General features: G+C 68.2%; 16 protein-coding genes. 10 read left to right on the top strand and 6 right to left on the bottom strand.

What is annotated here, in order from left to right; genetic code table 11:
- Nucleotides 1–19: 19 nt before the first annotated feature.
- The 3 genes from SI859A1_RS18015 (at nucleotide 20) to SI859A1_RS18005 (ending at nucleotide 2,717) form a co-directional block, all read left to right on the top strand.
- Nucleotides 20–313: a hypothetical protein gene (locus SI859A1_RS18015; protein WP_040325987.1), complete on the top strand. Its 294-nt coding sequence runs from the start codon at nucleotides 20–22 to the stop codon at nucleotides 311–313.
- Nucleotides 314–427: 114 nt separating this feature from the next.
- Nucleotides 428–1,696 (top strand): NAD(P)/FAD-dependent oxidoreductase, encoded by a 1,269-nt coding sequence (locus SI859A1_RS18010; protein ID WP_040325986.1) that lies wholly within the window; start codon nucleotides 428–430, stop codon nucleotides 1,694–1,696.
- Nucleotides 1,697–1,715: 19 nt separating this feature from the next.
- Complete coding sequence (locus SI859A1_RS18005) at nucleotides 1,716–2,717, top strand: 4-hydroxyproline epimerase (RefSeq protein WP_009211106.1); 1,002 nt, start codon at nucleotides 1,716–1,718, stop codon at nucleotides 2,715–2,717.
- A 74-nt stretch (nucleotides 2,718–2,791) separates the two neighbouring features.
- On the opposite strand, the gene SI859A1_RS18000 is transcribed toward SI859A1_RS18005, so the two are convergent.
- The gene (locus tag SI859A1_RS18000; RefSeq protein ID WP_009211105.1) at nucleotides 2,792–3,286 is read right to left on the bottom strand and encodes a YciE/YciF ferroxidase family protein; all 495 of its coding nucleotides are present in this window, start codon (nucleotides 3,284–3,286) and stop codon (nucleotides 2,792–2,794) included.
- Between the two features lie 210 nt (nucleotides 3,287–3,496).
- Between SI859A1_RS18000 and SI859A1_RS17995 the strand changes: the two genes are divergently transcribed.
- Nucleotides 3,497–4,852, top strand: a complete 1,356-nt coding sequence (locus SI859A1_RS17995) for an ActS/PrrB/RegB family redox-sensitive histidine kinase (RefSeq protein WP_081451489.1) — start codon at nucleotides 3,497–3,499, stop codon at nucleotides 4,850–4,852.
- A 134-nt stretch (nucleotides 4,853–4,986) separates the two neighbouring features.
- The gene (locus SI859A1_RS17990; protein WP_009211103.1) at nucleotides 4,987–5,562 is read left to right on the top strand and encodes an ActR/PrrA/RegA family redox response regulator transcription factor; all 576 of its coding nucleotides are present in this window, start codon (nucleotides 4,987–4,989) and stop codon (nucleotides 5,560–5,562) included.
- A gap of 21 nt (nucleotides 5,563–5,583) precedes the next feature.
- Here the strand turns inward: SI859A1_RS17990 and SI859A1_RS17985 are convergent, their stop codons facing one another.
- Both SI859A1_RS17985 and cueR read right to left on the bottom strand, forming a co-directional pair.
- Nucleotides 5,584–6,093: an MmcB family DNA repair protein gene (locus tag SI859A1_RS17985; protein ID WP_009211102.1), complete on the bottom strand. Its 510-nt coding sequence runs from the start codon at nucleotides 6,091–6,093 to the stop codon at nucleotides 5,584–5,586.
- A gap of 122 nt (nucleotides 6,094–6,215) precedes the next feature.
- Nucleotides 6,216–6,614, bottom strand: a complete 399-nt coding sequence (cueR, locus tag SI859A1_RS17980; protein ID WP_009211101.1) for a Cu(I)-responsive transcriptional regulator — start codon at nucleotides 6,612–6,614, stop codon at nucleotides 6,216–6,218.
- A gap of 246 nt (nucleotides 6,615–6,860) precedes the next feature.
- Between cueR and SI859A1_RS17975 the strand changes: the two genes are divergently transcribed.
- Nucleotides 6,861–7,586, top strand: coding sequence for a L,D-transpeptidase (locus SI859A1_RS17975; protein WP_420804757.1), 726 nt, complete (start codon nucleotides 6,861–6,863; stop codon nucleotides 7,584–7,586).
- 139 nt (nucleotides 7,587–7,725) lie between these two features.
- On the opposite strand, the gene SI859A1_RS17970 is transcribed toward SI859A1_RS17975, so the two are convergent.
- From SI859A1_RS17970 to SI859A1_RS17960, 3 genes are all read right to left on the bottom strand, one after another.
- Nucleotides 7,726–8,400, bottom strand: coding sequence for a ceramidase domain-containing protein (locus tag SI859A1_RS17970; protein WP_009211099.1), 675 nt, complete (start codon nucleotides 8,398–8,400; stop codon nucleotides 7,726–7,728).
- Nucleotides 8,401–8,422: 22 nt separating this feature from the next.
- Complete coding sequence (locus SI859A1_RS17965; protein ID WP_009211098.1) at nucleotides 8,423–8,833, bottom strand: VOC family protein; 411 nt, start codon at nucleotides 8,831–8,833, stop codon at nucleotides 8,423–8,425.
- Between the two features lie 112 nt (nucleotides 8,834–8,945).
- A complete protein-coding gene (locus SI859A1_RS17960) occupies nucleotides 8,946–9,389 on the bottom strand; it encodes a YqaA family protein (RefSeq protein WP_040326728.1) in 444 nt (147 codons plus the stop codon).
- 168 nt (nucleotides 9,390–9,557) lie between these two features.
- Here SI859A1_RS17960 and SI859A1_RS17955 point away from each other — a divergent pair, with 168 nt between their 5' ends.
- The 4 genes from SI859A1_RS17955 to trpB all read left to right on the top strand — a co-directional run bounded on the left by SI859A1_RS17955 (nucleotide 9,558) and on the right by trpB (nucleotide 12,876).
- A complete protein-coding gene (locus SI859A1_RS17955) occupies nucleotides 9,558–9,989 on the top strand; it encodes a DUF2852 domain-containing protein (protein ID WP_009211096.1) in 432 nt (143 codons plus the stop codon).
- Nucleotides 9,990–10,130: 141 nt separating this feature from the next.
- Entirely contained in the window at nucleotides 10,131–10,883 is a 753-nt protein-coding gene (locus tag SI859A1_RS17950; protein ID WP_040326727.1) for a M48 family metallopeptidase, read from the top strand.
- An 89-nt stretch (nucleotides 10,884–10,972) separates the two neighbouring features.
- Entirely contained in the window at nucleotides 10,973–11,659 is a 687-nt protein-coding gene (locus SI859A1_RS17945) for a phosphoribosylanthranilate isomerase (RefSeq protein ID WP_009211094.1), read from the top strand.
- The gene (gene trpB, locus SI859A1_RS17940) at nucleotides 11,656–12,876 is read left to right on the top strand and encodes a tryptophan synthase subunit beta (protein WP_009211093.1); all 1,221 of its coding nucleotides are present in this window, start codon (nucleotides 11,656–11,658) and stop codon (nucleotides 12,874–12,876) included. The genes SI859A1_RS17945 and trpB overlap by 4 nt, the downstream gene beginning before the upstream one ends.
- Nucleotides 12,877–12,931 lie beyond the last annotated feature (55 nt).

Raw genomic sequence — 12,931 nt, 5'->3', positions numbered from 1 at the left:
TCTGATTCGGAGATCCAGGATGCGATCCGCCCTTCTTCTGGTTGCCGCCCTTGCCGGCGTCGCCGGCTGCAACAGCACCGCCCCCTATCCCAACGGCTCGCCCATCGTCGGCGCGCGGGTATCGGCCAATGAGAACCCTCGTGGCTCCGATGCCTTCTGCCGCCAGTATGCCCGCCAGACCGCGGGCAACAGCTACGAGAACCGCATCGATCGCGAAGAGGACGGGTTCGGCGTGCGCGCACTGACGCGTCAGAGCGCGCTCGATCAGGGCGAGGCCGCCTATCGCCGCTGCCGGGCCGGCCGCACGGACTGACGCCGCCCACGCCGGCGTCCAGCCTGACCGGCGCGTGAAGGTCGTCCGCCGCGCCCCTTGTGCACCGGTCGTTCTTGCGGCATCGCTGCGAGGAACCAGTGGCGGGGACAGGCGATGGCGTCCACCAGTGACGGCAGGACAATCGACGCGGATGTCGCGATCGTCGGCGCGGGCATTATCGGCATCACCGCCGCCTTCGCCCTGCAGGAGCGCGGGCAGAGCGTCGTCCTGATCGAGCGCGGCGAGGTTGCCCACGGCGCCAGCTTCGGCAATGCCGGGGCCTTCGCGTTCAGCGATGTCATGCCGCTGGCCTCGCCTGGCATCCTGCGCAAGGCACCGCGCTGGCTGCTCGATCCGCTGGGCCCGTTGAGCGTGCCGCCGGCCTATCTGCCGACCATCGCCCCGTGGCTGTTCCGGTTCTGGCGTGCCAGCCGGCCCGCCGCCTTCGCGACCAGCTTCGCAGCGCAGGTGGCGATGATGGAACTGGCGAGCACCGAGACCCGTCGGCTGATCGCGGCGGCCGGGCTCGACGCGATGCTGCGCTCCGACGGGGCGCTGGAACTCTACGAAAGCCGCGCCGAGTTCGAGGCGTCGCTGGGGGCCTGGCAGGCGCGCAAAACCGCCGGCATCGCCTGTCGCCATCTGGACGGCGCCGGCATCGCGCAATTGCAGCCGGGCCTGTCGCCGCGCTTCACCCACGGGACCTTCGTGCCCGGCTGGCAGTCGATCGCCGACCCCTATGATTATGCAAAAGCGCTGGCCGGCCGCCTCGTCGAACGGGGCGGACGGATCGTCCGCGCCGAGGTGCGCGGCCTCACGCCCGCCGGCGACGCGGTGTGCCTGAAGCTGGCGGACGGGTCGGAGCTCCTGGCACGACACGCAATCGTTGCGGGCGGCGCATGGTCGAAGCCGCTGGCGGCCGCCCTCGGCGACCGGCTGCCGCTGGAGACCGAGCGCGGCTACAACACCACGTTGCCGCCGGGCGCCTTCGACCTGAAGCAACAGCTGACCTTTCCCGGCCATGGCTTCGTGGTAAGCCGGCTGACATCCGGCATCCGGGTGGGCGGCGCCGTGGAACTGGGCGGCCTGAAGCGCCCGCCGGACTATCGCCGGTCGGCGACCACGCTGGAGAAGGCGAAGCGCTTCCTGCCCGCACTCGACACCACCGGGGGCCGACAGTGGATGGGGTTTCGGCCCTCCATGCCGGACTCGCTCCCGGTCATCGGGCGTGCATCCGCGACCGACCGCGTGGTCTATGCCTTCGGCCACGGCCATCTCGGCCTGACCCAGTCGGCGGCGACGGCGCGTATTCTCGCCGATCTCGTCACCGGCACGCCGACGCCGATCAACCTCGTGGCCTTCTCGCCGCGCCGTTTCGCCTGACCTGCCACCGGAGATCCACATGGCACGCCACAGCTTCTTCTGCCTCGACGGTCACACCTGCGGGAATCCCGTTCGTCTCGTGGCTGGCGGCGGCCCGTTCCTCGACGGAGCGACGATGATCGAGAAGCGGGCGCATTTCATGGCCGAATATGACTGGATCCGCACCGGGCTGATGTTCGAGCCGCGCGGCCACGACATGATGTCCGGCGCGATCCTCTACCCGCCGACCCGCGACGATTGCGACGTGGCCGTGCTCTACATCGAGACCTCCGGCTGCCTGCCCATGTGCGGCCACGGCACCATCGGCACCGTGACAATGGCGCTGGAGCACGGGCTCGTGCGGCCGAAGGAGCCCGGGGTCCTCCGGCTCGACACGCCGGCCGGCGTGGTCACCTGCCGCTACCGCGAGGAGAACGGGTTCGTTGAGGAGGTCCGGCTGACCAATGTGCCGGCCTTCCTGCACGCCGAAGGCATCGCGGTGGACTGCCCCGGCCTTGGCCCGCTGACGGTCGACATCGCCTATGGCGGCAATTTCTACGCCATCGTCGATCCGCAGTCGAATTTCCGCGACATGGCCGACTTCACCGCTTCCCAGCTTGTCGCCCTGTCCGGCCCGTTGCGCGCGGCGCTGAACGAGGCCCATGAGTTCGTGCACCCGCAGACCCCGGCGATCCGCGGCCTGCGCCATGTCTTGTGGGCCGGCGAGCCGACGATGGAGAGCGCCACGGCCCGCAACGCGGTGTTCTACGGCGACAAGGCGATCGACCGCAGCCCCTGCGGCACCGGCACCTCGGCGCGCATGGCGCAATGGGCGGCGAAGGGGCGCCTCGCGCCCGGCGACGACTTCGTCCACGAAAGCATCATCGGCTCGCTGTTTCACGGCCGGGTCGAGGCCGCGGCCGAGATCGGCGGCAAGCCGGCGATCGTGCCGTCCATCGCCGGCTGGGCACGGCTGACCGGCATCAACACGATCTTCATCGACGACCGCGACCCGTTCCGGCACGGCTTCCAGGTGCTGTAATCGGTCGACTAGACGATCAAGGCCGCCGGCGCGAATGCGCCGACGGCCTTGATCGTGGCTCTGACGCGGGGTGCTTACGCGGCGGCCTTGTTGATGCCGCCGGTGGCGATCTGCGTCATCGTCTTGTCGCCGTGATAGGTCGCGTCCAGGCACTTCTGCAGCTTCTGCGCGTCGTCCTTCAGGTCGAGACGCTTGGCGAAGGCTTCGAGGCAGCCATAGCCGGCGATCGCGTAATGGGCCATGCGCTGATACTGGGTGATGATCATCGCGTCGCGGGCGTCGGGATCGGTGATCTCCTCCTCGATGCCGTGCGAGCGGGCTTCCTTGACGAGGCCTTCCATGCCCTTGCAGAATTCGCCCGAGGGATCCGCGCCATGGGCGTTGATGATCTCCTTCAGCGTGGCGATGCCGTCCTCAATGCCGGCGACGCCGGCGTCCAGCGCGCTTTTCAGGTCGCCGTCGGTGGCGACGCCGGCCAGTTCGCGGGTGACCTTTGCGGACTGGTTGCAGGCGCTGTGAATGTCCTGCAGCTGGTCGATATAGATGTCCTTGAGATTGGCGAGAGCCATGATGCGTCCCTTCCGTCTTGATCCTGTGCGCCGTGGCGCTTCGGGACGGTAAAGGGCAAAGGACGGCCGGGTGTTCCATGATGGGAACCGGCGCGGCACTTGGTCCCGGATGCTCGGGTGCCCCGCGCGGCTTTGACCACTTTCGGCAATGCGGATGACGGGCTAGACGGTAAGTCTCCGATTTCCTTCCAAGAATAGTTGAAGCCGATCATGGACCAGGCGACCCGTTCCAGTTTCGACCTCCGCCTGCCGGCCTTCGTGACCATGATGCGCGAGAGCCAGCGGCTGCGCCTGGCGACGCTGGTGCGGCTGCGCTGGCTCTCCGTCGCCGGCCAGACCGCGGCCTGCGTGTTCGTGGCCTGGGGGCTGTGGTGGCCGTTTCCGATCGGCACCTGCCTCGCGTTGATCGCCGCCTCGGTGGCGCTGAACATCTATCTGTCGATCAGCTTCCCGGCGAGCCGGCGGCTGTCCTCGACGGCTGCGGCCGGCGTGCTGACCTTCGACATTTTGCAGCCGACGGGTCTCCTGTTCCTCACCGGCGGCATCGAGAATCCGTTCACGGTGTTCCTCGTGGTGCCCTCGATTATCGCTTCGGCGACGCAGCCGCCGCTGACGACGGTGGGGGTAGGGCTTCTGGCCGTTGTCTGCACGACGGCGCTGGCCTTCTTCCACATGCCGGTGCCCTGGCCCCACGGCATGTCGCTGGAACTGCCGATCTCCTATGTCGGCGGCCTGTGGTTCGCGATCGTCACGACCCTCGTCTTCTCCTCGATCTACATCTACCGCGTGGCGGCGGAATCGCGGGCGCTCGCAGATGCGCTGAGCGCCACCGAACTCGTCCTGCAGCGCGAGCAGCACCTGTCGGCGCTGGACGGGCTGGCCGCCGCCGCCGCCCATGAGCTCGGGACCCCGCTCGCCACCATCGCCCTCGTCGCCAAGGAAATGGGCCGCTCGGTGCCGGCCGACGATCCGCAGCGCGAGGACGTGGATCTGCTGGTCGAGCAGTCGGAGCGCTGCCGCACGATCCTGCGCCAGCTCAGCTCACTGTCCTCGTCCAGCGAGACCCATCTGGCGCGTCTGTCAGTGATGTCGCTGATCGACGAGGTGGCCGAGCCGCACCGCAATTTCGGGGTCGCGCTGAAGGTCGAGACGGTCGAGCGCGACGGCGCCGAGCCGGTCGCCCGCCGCAATGCCGGCATCGTCTACGGCCTCGGCAACATCGTCGAGAACGCCGTGGACTTTGCCGATGGCGAAGTGATCATCCGCGCCGGCTGGAGCGAGAGCCACGTCTATATCGAGGTGCTGGACGACGGGCCGGGCTTTGCCCCGGAGATCCTCGACCGGATCGGCGACCCCTACATGTCGGACCGCGATTCGACGGAGCGCAACACCGGCGGCGGTCTCGGCCTCGGCCTGTTCATCGCCAAGACGCTGCTCGAACGCTCCGGCGCCTCGATCACCTTCGCCAACCGGGCGAGCCGCGGCCGCGTCGCCAACGGCGCCGTCGTGGTGATCTCCTGGCCGCGGGACGTCTTCCTGTCGAACCGGCCGGCCAATCGCGACTGACGCAGCGGCAGAGCCGGCGCGGCAACCGCCGGATGCGTACTTCGGTCGCATGCCGATTGCCGGTTCTGGCGGGTGCAAGCCGTTGAAGGCGTGTGCCCGGCGCTCCATTTCCCGGACAAAGGAAAGGAACGCCGATGTTGACCGAAACTGTAGGGACTGCTCCGGAGCGGTCGTTTCTGCCGCAGGGTGACCGATCCCTGCTTCTGGTCGATGACGACCGCCCGTTCCTGCAGCGCATGAGCCGGGCGCTCGAGCAGCGCGGCTTCGAAGTGGTGACCGCCGAAAGCGTTGAAGAAGGGCTCGCCGCCCTGAAGCGCTCGGCGCCGGCCTGCGCCGTCGTCGACATGCGGCTGGCCGACGGCAACGGGCTCGACGTGATCGAGGCGCTGCAGCGGGCCCGCGAGGACGCGCGGGTCGTGGTGCTGACCGGCTACGGCAACATCGCCACCGCCGTGACCGCCGTGAAGCTCGGCGCCATCGACTATCTGGCCAAGCCCGCCGATGCCGACGAAGTGATCGCTGCGCTCAGCCGCAAGGCCGGCGACCGCGCCGCGCCGCCGGAGAACCCGATGTCGGCCGACCGGGTCCGCTGGGAGCATATCCAGCGCGTCTACGAATTGTGCGACCGCAACGTCTCCGAGACCGCCCGCCGGCTGTCGATGCACCGCCGGACCCTGCAGCGGATCCTCGCCAAGCGCGCGCCGCGCTGAACCCGCCTCCTGCGGAGGCGGTCAGTCCGCCTCCGTCTCGCCCGCCATCCCGGTCATGAACGGATTGGCCGCCCATTCCGCCTGCACCAGGCGGTCGGCGGCCAGCCGCGCGAAACGCAGCGTCATCGCCTTGCGCGTCGCCGGCGCGATCCGGTCTTCCGGCGCCTCGCGCAGGATTTCGGCGCCGTAGCCATCCGACACGATCAGCCCGCAGCTTTCGGGAAAGATGTCCGCCGGCACGCCCGGATGGGTGGCGAAGAACAGCCGGTCGCAATGCTGCAGATAATCCGGCCATTTCCGGTCCACCCGGAAATCCTCGATCGAGGTCTTGATCTCGACGATGGTGATCTCGCCCTTTTCCGACAGGCAGACGAGGTCGGCGCGGCGGCCGGACGCCAGCGCCATCTCCGGCAGCAACGACACCTTGCGTGCCAGCATCAGGCGCTGCACGCCCCGGCGCACCATCATGGCACGCTCGGACTGGCGGCCGTCGACCAGCGGGTCGACGCGGAAGGGGGATACGATCGGCATGATCGAGACCTAGCCGAGCCGCGACGCTCTCGGCAAGCAAAAATGCGAACAAACCAGAAACGCGGCGCGACGTCGCATCCACGTCCCGCGGTACCGATACGCCGACGATGCGAAGGCGTGGCTCAGCGGCCGGTGCGGTCCCCGGAGATCTCCTCGAGGATCGGGCAGTCGGGCCCGTCGTCGCCGTGGCAGCGTTCGCTGAGGTCTGCAAGAGCGCGTTTCAGCGATTGCAGCTCGGCGATCTTGCGGTCGATCTCGGCCATGCGGGAACTGGCCATCGACTTGACGTCCTCGCTACGCCGTCCCTCGTCCTCGTAGAGCGAGATCAACCGTCGCGCTTCCTCGATGGTGAAGCCGAGGGAGCGCGAGCGCTGGAGGAACCGCAGGAGATGCACATCGCGATCGCCGTAATTGCGATAGCCGTTGATGGCCCGGGACGGTTTCACCAGCCCGACTTCCTCGTAATAGCGGATCGTCTTGGGGGGGAGGCCGGACAGCCGGGCCGCCTCTCCGATGTTCATCAAAAAGCCCTCGTAGCTAAGGTTGCGAACGTCCCAGAGTGCGCCTGAGATGTCGCAGCGGCCGCTGCCGTCAACTGTCACCAAGCGGCAACAAAGCCTTCGTTAACCAACGTCGTGCTTCCATCGCGTATTGCCTGACGGATGGACGCGGACTAACGAGGAGACGGCTACAGATGGTCGGCGCTCCTCCGGTGCGCGGTTCGTTCGGCGAACTGATCCCATCCCACCCCGAACATGGCATTTTCGATGACGAGCAAACGTTCCCTTCTCCTTGGTGCCGCGGTCCTTTCGCTGGCCGTGGCTGCCGGTTGCGCGAGCAACCAGCGCGCATCGTTGGCGCCGTCCGGGGTCTCCGCCTACACCGCGCCGACCAGCCTGCCGAACGAAGGCAGCCTCGGCGCCACCTCGGCGCTGGGCTATTCGGCCGTCGTCGATGATGGCTACGCACTGCCGGCGATCCCGACCGACAAGATCGATCCGGAATATCTGCGCCAGCGCGTGTCCTTCCCGGAAGGCCGCGAATACGAGCTGGGCACGGTCGTGGTCGATACGCCGAACCGCTTCCTCTACGTGGTCGAGGCCGACGGCATGGCCATGCGCTACGGCATCGGTGTCGGCCGCGCCGGCTTCTCCTGGGCTGGCGACGCCAACATCCGCGCCAAGCGTTCCTGGCCGAAGTGGTTTCCGCCCGCCGAGATGATCGACCGCAAGCCGGATCTCGAGCCCTATCGCGACGGCATGGATCCCGGCCTGACCAACCCGCTGGGCGCCCGCGCGCTGTATCTCTACCAGAATGGCAAGGACACGCTGTTCCGCCTGCATGGCACGCCGGAATGGTGGACGATCGGCACCGCTGCCTCGTCGGGCTGCATCCGTCTGATGAACCAGGACATCATCGACCTGTACGAGCGCGTTCCGATGGATGCGCGCGTCGTGGTCAAGCAGGGCAAGGAGCGCCTCGCCGCTCGCTGAGCAGAGGCGCTGTCTCCGGCGATCCGTCACCGGACACCAGTTTACAGGGCGGGGGACCGCCAGGGCCGGATGCTTCGGGGGAGGCGTCCGGCCTTTTTTTGTCCTGCGCTATCGAGCTGGATGATCGATCTGCCGCGCCTCAGCGTGGGGTCCCTCTGGCCGCATCGCTGGCGGATCGGCGGCCCGCCAACGCGGCGGCGAGCAACAGGCCGAGGGTCACCGCGTTGGAGACGTGCCAGAGGAAGTGCGTGCCGAGGGGCCAATCCGTACAGAGCGGCGTGTCGGCCATGCGCAGGCCGAGCGAGACGGAAAAGACCGTTCCCGCCGCAAGGACGGCCGGCCCCGCGCAGTGGCGGGTCGCGGCCAGATAGCTGCCGATCCCAAGCATGGCGAGAAGCGCCGGCACGTAGCCCGCCGAGGATCCGACCATTCCTGCGAAGAGGGGCTCCAAGATGATCGAGGCGCCCAGGAAGCCAGCGGTGCCGAGGCCGGCGGCCCAGCGGCCGAGCCCGACGAGGCGGTGCAGCGCCAGGAAGAAATAGGCGTAGATGAACAGCGCGATCGGCAGGACGTCGGCAAGGCTCGACCAGCGGTTGGCGAAGGTGTGGAACAGGAACGAGCCGATGCCGATGATGGCGACGAGGCCGGCCAGCAGAAGCACGGGCCGGTCCGATCCGCCAGCCCGGCGCCACAGTGCAAAGCCGGCGGCGGCTGCGACGAGGAAGGCCAGGTTGGAGACCGCGTTCAGCGGCTCGGCCCAGAAGCCGGCTTCCAACCGCTCGCAATAGGCGTCGATCGGTTGCGTCCAGTCCATGGCCGCGCCGTCGCGTCAGGCCCTATTGTCCGGTGCGCCAGGGATCGTAAGTGCCGAAGTTCCAGAGTTGGCCCTCGGGATCGCGGCAGGCGAATTCCTTCGAGCCGTAGCTCTTCTCCTGCAGATCCGCGACGATGGTCGCGCCGGCCGCCTGGACCGCCTCGTAGAGATGGTCGATGTCCCTGACGACGAGATAGGGGCTCTGGGTGACCGCCGCGTCGGAACGGGCGGGCACCTGCAACGCACCGAAATCGTCGTCCCGGGCATCGCCGACCATCACCATGCCGTCGCCGTGGACGAGTTCGGCGTGCAGGATGCTGCCGTTGGTATCCTCGTGGACGGCGTGGCGGCTGAAGCCGAGTGTGTCGCAAAGCCAGGTGATCATCTTGCGGCAATTCTCGTAACGAATGGTGGGAATGACGGTCGATGGCATCGCGGCTCCTCCCTTGCGACGAGGATAGCATCGTAGCCGCGTTCCGGCGTCCGGGTCATCAAAATTTCATACCCGTCGACGCGATCGCGCGGGCCGCGAACGGACGTCGGCGTCAGAGCCCCGGCCAGGCGAGCGTCGCGCCGGCGACCACCGCGTAGCGGGCGAACTTGCCGATCGCGACAAGGATCGTGAACCGCAGCAGCGGCACCCGCAGCACGCCGGCGATCACCGTCAGCGCGTCGCCGCCCAGCGGCCACCACGCAAGCAGCAGGGTCCAGACGCCGTAGCGATTGAAGAACCCCGTGGCCCTGTCGAGATGGCGCGGTGGCACCGGAAACCATCGGCGGTCGGCATAGTGCAGAAGGAAGCGGCCGCAGACCCAGTTGACCACCGAGCCGAGCGTGTTGCCGACCCCGGCGACGACGACCAGAAGCCAGGGGTCGCCGACGCCTTCGGCAAGCAGCGCGACCAGCACGATCTCCGAGGCGCCGGGCAGCAGCGTCGCGGCGAGGAAAGCACTCCAGAACAGGCCCGCGCAGGCGGCGAACAGCGTCATCGCAGAACCGCCGGGCGAACCGAAAAACGCGCGCACCGGCGGTTTTTCGCGGACGGGAGATTGAACGCCGTTTCGCCAGTCACCATGTTGAGGATACTGCAGCAAGACATGTCGAAGCCCCCGCGATGCCTCAGCGTCGCGGCCATTTTCGAAAGGAACGTGACTGCGATGACTTCGCGAGCTTTGATTCGTCCGGCATGGACGCCGGCCACGATTGCCCTGATGGTTGGCGGGTTCATGATCTTCTGGCCTCTCGGCCTGGCGATGCTGGCCTACATCCTCTGGGGTGACCGTTTGGACGGCTTCAAGCGGGACGTCAATGAGACGACGGATCGCCTGTTCGGCGGCCTGAAGCGCGCCGGCGGGGGCAGCCCCTTCGGCGCCCCGCGGACCGGCAATGTCGCCTTCGACGACTGGCGGGAGAAGGAACTCAGCCGCCTCGACGAGGAGCGCCGCCGGCTGCACGAGGCCGAGGCCGAATTCGCCGCCTATGCGCGCGAACTGCGCCGGGCCAAGGACCAGCAGGAGTTCGACCGCTTCATGGCCGAGCGCGGCAAGCGCCGCGACGAGGGCCCAGTGGTCGACGGCCAGCCGGCCTGACCCTGACGATGGCGCCCGGCCTGGCTGCGCGCTCATGAAAAAGACGGCGGCGTCCCCTGGGCGCCGCCGTTTTCGTATCGTGACGGTGTAGACTGCGATTCGAACGGCGGCGTGCTGCCGCCTATCCCTGTCCGGCTGCCGATGTCCTTCCTCTTTCCCCGTGCCAAGCCACGCGTCTCCGCGATCCCCGAACGGCTCGATCTCGCCGGCGGCCCGGTCGCGGTGACCGTGCGGCGCAATCCCCGCGCCAAGCGCATGATCCTGCGGCTTGCCCCCGGCGCTTCCGGTGTTGTCGTGACCGCGCCGCGCCAGGTCTCGGGCCGGGCGATCGCCGAATTCCTGGAGCGGCACCGCGGCTGGGTCGAGGAGCGCGTCGCGCGGGCGCCGGGGCATGTGGTCGTTGCCGACGGTGCGACGATCCCGTTTCGCGGCGGCACGCTGCGCCTCGTGTCGGCGCCGGAGCGCCGGGCGTCGCGTTTCGAGACGGTCGACGGCGAGGCGTGCCTCATGGTCGGCGGCGCGCCGGAGCATTTCGTGCGCCGCGTCGTCGATACGCTGAAGCGCGAGGCGCGGCAGGACCTGCAGGCGGCGGTGGATCGCCATGCGGCGACCGTCGGCCTGCGTCCGCGTTCGATGGCGCTGAAGGACACCCGCAGCCGCTGGGGCTCCTGCACCATCGACCGGCGACTGGCCTTTTCCTGGCGCATCGTCATGGCGCCGCCGGAGGTGCTCGACTATCTCGCCGCCCATGAGGTGGCGCATTTTCGCGAGATGAACCACGGCGCGTCGTTCTGGGCGCTCTGCCGCGAGCTCTGCCCGGGCATGGACCACGGCCGCGACTGGCTGAAGCGCCACGGGGCCGGGCTCCACGCCATCGATTGTTCCGGCGCCTGACCCGCGGTTTTGCCGCATCCTTTACAGGCCGGGGCGAGAGGCGCGATAAGGGCGCCAAGAGTGCGATCCGACCTTCGGGAGTACGGCTTTTGCGAGCCTTCGACGTCAAGATCTGCGGACTGTCCACGCCCGAGACCCTCGCGGTGGCGCTGGAGCGTGGCGCAAGCCATGTCGGCTTCGTGCATTTCGCCAGGAGCCCGCGGCATATGGACGTGGGGCCGATGGCCGAACTTGTCGCAAAGGTCGACGGCCGTGCCGAGACCGTGATCGTCACCGTCGATCCCGACGATGCCTTGCTCGACCGCTTCGCCCGTGACGTGAAGCCGGACTGGCTTCAGCTGCATGGCCGCGAGACGCCCGAGCGGGTGCGCGAGATCAAGGCGCGCACCGGGCTGAAGGTGATGAAGGCGCTGCCGGTGGCCGCCGCAGGGGATCTCGCCGCGGTTGCGCCCTATGCCGGCGTCGCCGACCGCATCCTGCTCGATTCCAAGCGGCCAAAGGGCTCCGATCTGCCGGGCGGCAACGGCGTCTCCTTCGACTGGACGCTGCTTACCTCCGCCGGGTCGGGCCTTGACCCGCAAATGGCCTATATGCTCTCCGGAGGGATCGACGCCGACAACGTCGCCGAGGCCGTCAGGATCGCCGATCCGTCCGGCATCGACGTGTCGTCGGGCGTCGAAAGCGCCCCCGGCGTCAAGGATGCCGGCCGCATGCACAGCTTCTTCGATGCGCTGGATCGCCTTGGCGAGCCGGCGAGAAAGGCACGAGTCTCGTGAACCAGCCGCTGACCCCGAATTCCTTCCGCGCCGGCCCCGACGAGGAAGGCCGTTTCGGCATCTTCGGCGGCCGCTTCGTCGCCGAAACGCTGATGCCGCTGATCCTCGATCTGCAGGAAGCCTGGGAGACGGCGCGCGTCGATCCGGCGTTCAAGGCCGAGCTCGACGGGCTGAATACCCATTACACCGGCCGGCCGTCGCCGCTCTATTTCGCCGAGCGGCTGACAGAGAAGCTCGGCGGCGCCAAGATCTATTTCAAGCGCGACGAGCTGAACCACACCGGCTCGCACAAGATCAACAACTGCCTCGGCCAGATCCTGCTTGCCCGCAAGATGGGCAAGACCCGGATCATCGCCGAAACCGGCGCCGGCCAGCATGGCGTGGCGACCGCCACGGTCTGCGCCCGCTTCGGCCTGCCGTGCGTCATCTACATGGGCGCGACCGACGTCGAGCGGCAGTCGCCCAACGTCTTCCGCATGAAGCTCCTGGGCGCCGAGATCGTGCCGGTCACCGCCGGCCACGGCACGCTGAAGGACGCCATGAACGAGGCGCTCCGCGACTGGGTGACGAATGTCGATTCCACCTATTACCTGATCGGCACCGCCGCCGGCCCGCATCCGTATCCGGAGCTGGTGCGCGAGTTCCAGTCGGTGATCGGCAAGGAGACCCGCGAGCAGATGATGGCCGCCGAAGGGCGCCTGCCGGACATGCTGGTGGCGGCCGTCGGCGGCGGCTCCAACGCCATCGGCCTGTTCCATCCCTTCCTCGACGACAAGGACGTCGCCATCGTTGGCGTCGAGGCGGGCGGCAAGGGTCTGGACGGCGAGGAGCACTGCGCCTCGCTGACCGCAGGCTCCCCCGGCGTTCTCCACGGCAACCGCACCTATCTGCTGCAGGATGACGACGGCCAGATCAAGGAAGGCCATTCGATCTCGGCCGGCCTCGACTATCCGGGCATCGGGCCGGAGCATTCCTGGCTGAAGGATTCCGGCCGGGTGGAATATGTGCCGATCATGGACACCGAAGCGCTCGAGGCCTTCCAGCTCCTGACCCGCACCGAGGGCATCATCCCGGCGCTGGAGCCGGCCCATGCGCTGGCCGAAGTGGTCAAGCGGGCGCCGACCATGGGCAAGGACCAGATCATCGTGATGAATCTCTGCGGGCGCGGCGACAAGGACGTCTTCACCGCCGCCAAGCATTTGGGCGTGGAGCTCTAGACTGCCGGACGGGCCGCCGCGATCGGTGGCCCGGTAAGCGGAATGTCCTCAAACC

This window comes from Aurantimonas manganoxydans SI85-9A1, assembly GCF_000153465.1.
In the GTDB taxonomy this organism is placed as follows: Bacteria; Pseudomonadota; Alphaproteobacteria; order Rhizobiales; family Rhizobiaceae; genus Aurantimonas; species Aurantimonas manganoxydans.
The sequence above is the reverse complement of the archived record's forward strand: the minus strand, read 5'-3'. Positions and strand labels throughout refer to the sequence as shown.

What these genes read in the sequence shown, in the direction of transcription:
- SI859A1_RS18015 (WP_040325987.1), top strand. Translation starts at nt 20, where the DNA reads ATGCGATCCGCCCTTCTTCTGGTTGCCGCCCTTGCCGGCGTCGCCGGC.
- SI859A1_RS17970 (WP_009211099.1), bottom strand. Translation starts at nt 8,400, where the DNA reads ATGGACTGGACGCAACCGATCGACGCCTATTGCGAGCGGTTGGAAGCC.
- SI859A1_RS17975 (WP_420804757.1), top strand. Translation starts at nt 6,861, where the DNA reads ATGACGAGCAAACGTTCCCTTCTCCTTGGTGCCGCGGTCCTTTCGCTG.
- SI859A1_RS17965 (WP_009211098.1), bottom strand. Translation starts at nt 8,833, where the DNA reads ATGCCATCGACCGTCATTCCCACCATTCGTTACGAGAATTGCCGCAAG.
- SI859A1_RS17955 (WP_009211096.1), top strand. Translation starts at nt 9,558, where the DNA reads ATGACTTCGCGAGCTTTGATTCGTCCGGCATGGACGCCGGCCACGATT.
- SI859A1_RS18010 (WP_040325986.1), top strand. Translation starts at nt 428, where the DNA reads ATGGCGTCCACCAGTGACGGCAGGACAATCGACGCGGATGTCGCGATC.
- cueR (WP_009211101.1), bottom strand. Translation starts at nt 6,614, where the DNA reads ATGAACATCGGAGAGGCGGCCCGGCTGTCCGGCCTCCCCCCCAAGACG.
- SI859A1_RS17985 (WP_009211102.1), bottom strand. Translation starts at nt 6,093, where the DNA reads ATGCCGATCGTATCCCCCTTCCGCGTCGACCCGCTGGTCGACGGCCGC.
- SI859A1_RS17990 (WP_009211103.1), top strand. Translation starts at nt 4,987, where the DNA reads ATGTTGACCGAAACTGTAGGGACTGCTCCGGAGCGGTCGTTTCTGCCG.
- SI859A1_RS18005 (WP_009211106.1), top strand. Translation starts at nt 1,716, where the DNA reads ATGGCACGCCACAGCTTCTTCTGCCTCGACGGTCACACCTGCGGGAAT.
- SI859A1_RS17950 (WP_040326727.1), top strand. Translation starts at nt 10,131, where the DNA reads ATGTCCTTCCTCTTTCCCCGTGCCAAGCCACGCGTCTCCGCGATCCCC.
- SI859A1_RS18000 (WP_009211105.1), bottom strand. Translation starts at nt 3,286, where the DNA reads ATGGCTCTCGCCAATCTCAAGGACATCTATATCGACCAGCTGCAGGAC.
- SI859A1_RS17960 (WP_040326728.1), bottom strand. Translation starts at nt 9,389, where the DNA reads ATGACGCTGTTCGCCGCCTGCGCGGGCCTGTTCTGGAGTGCTTTCCTC.
- SI859A1_RS17995 (WP_081451489.1), top strand. Translation starts at nt 3,497, where the DNA reads ATGGACCAGGCGACCCGTTCCAGTTTCGACCTCCGCCTGCCGGCCTTC.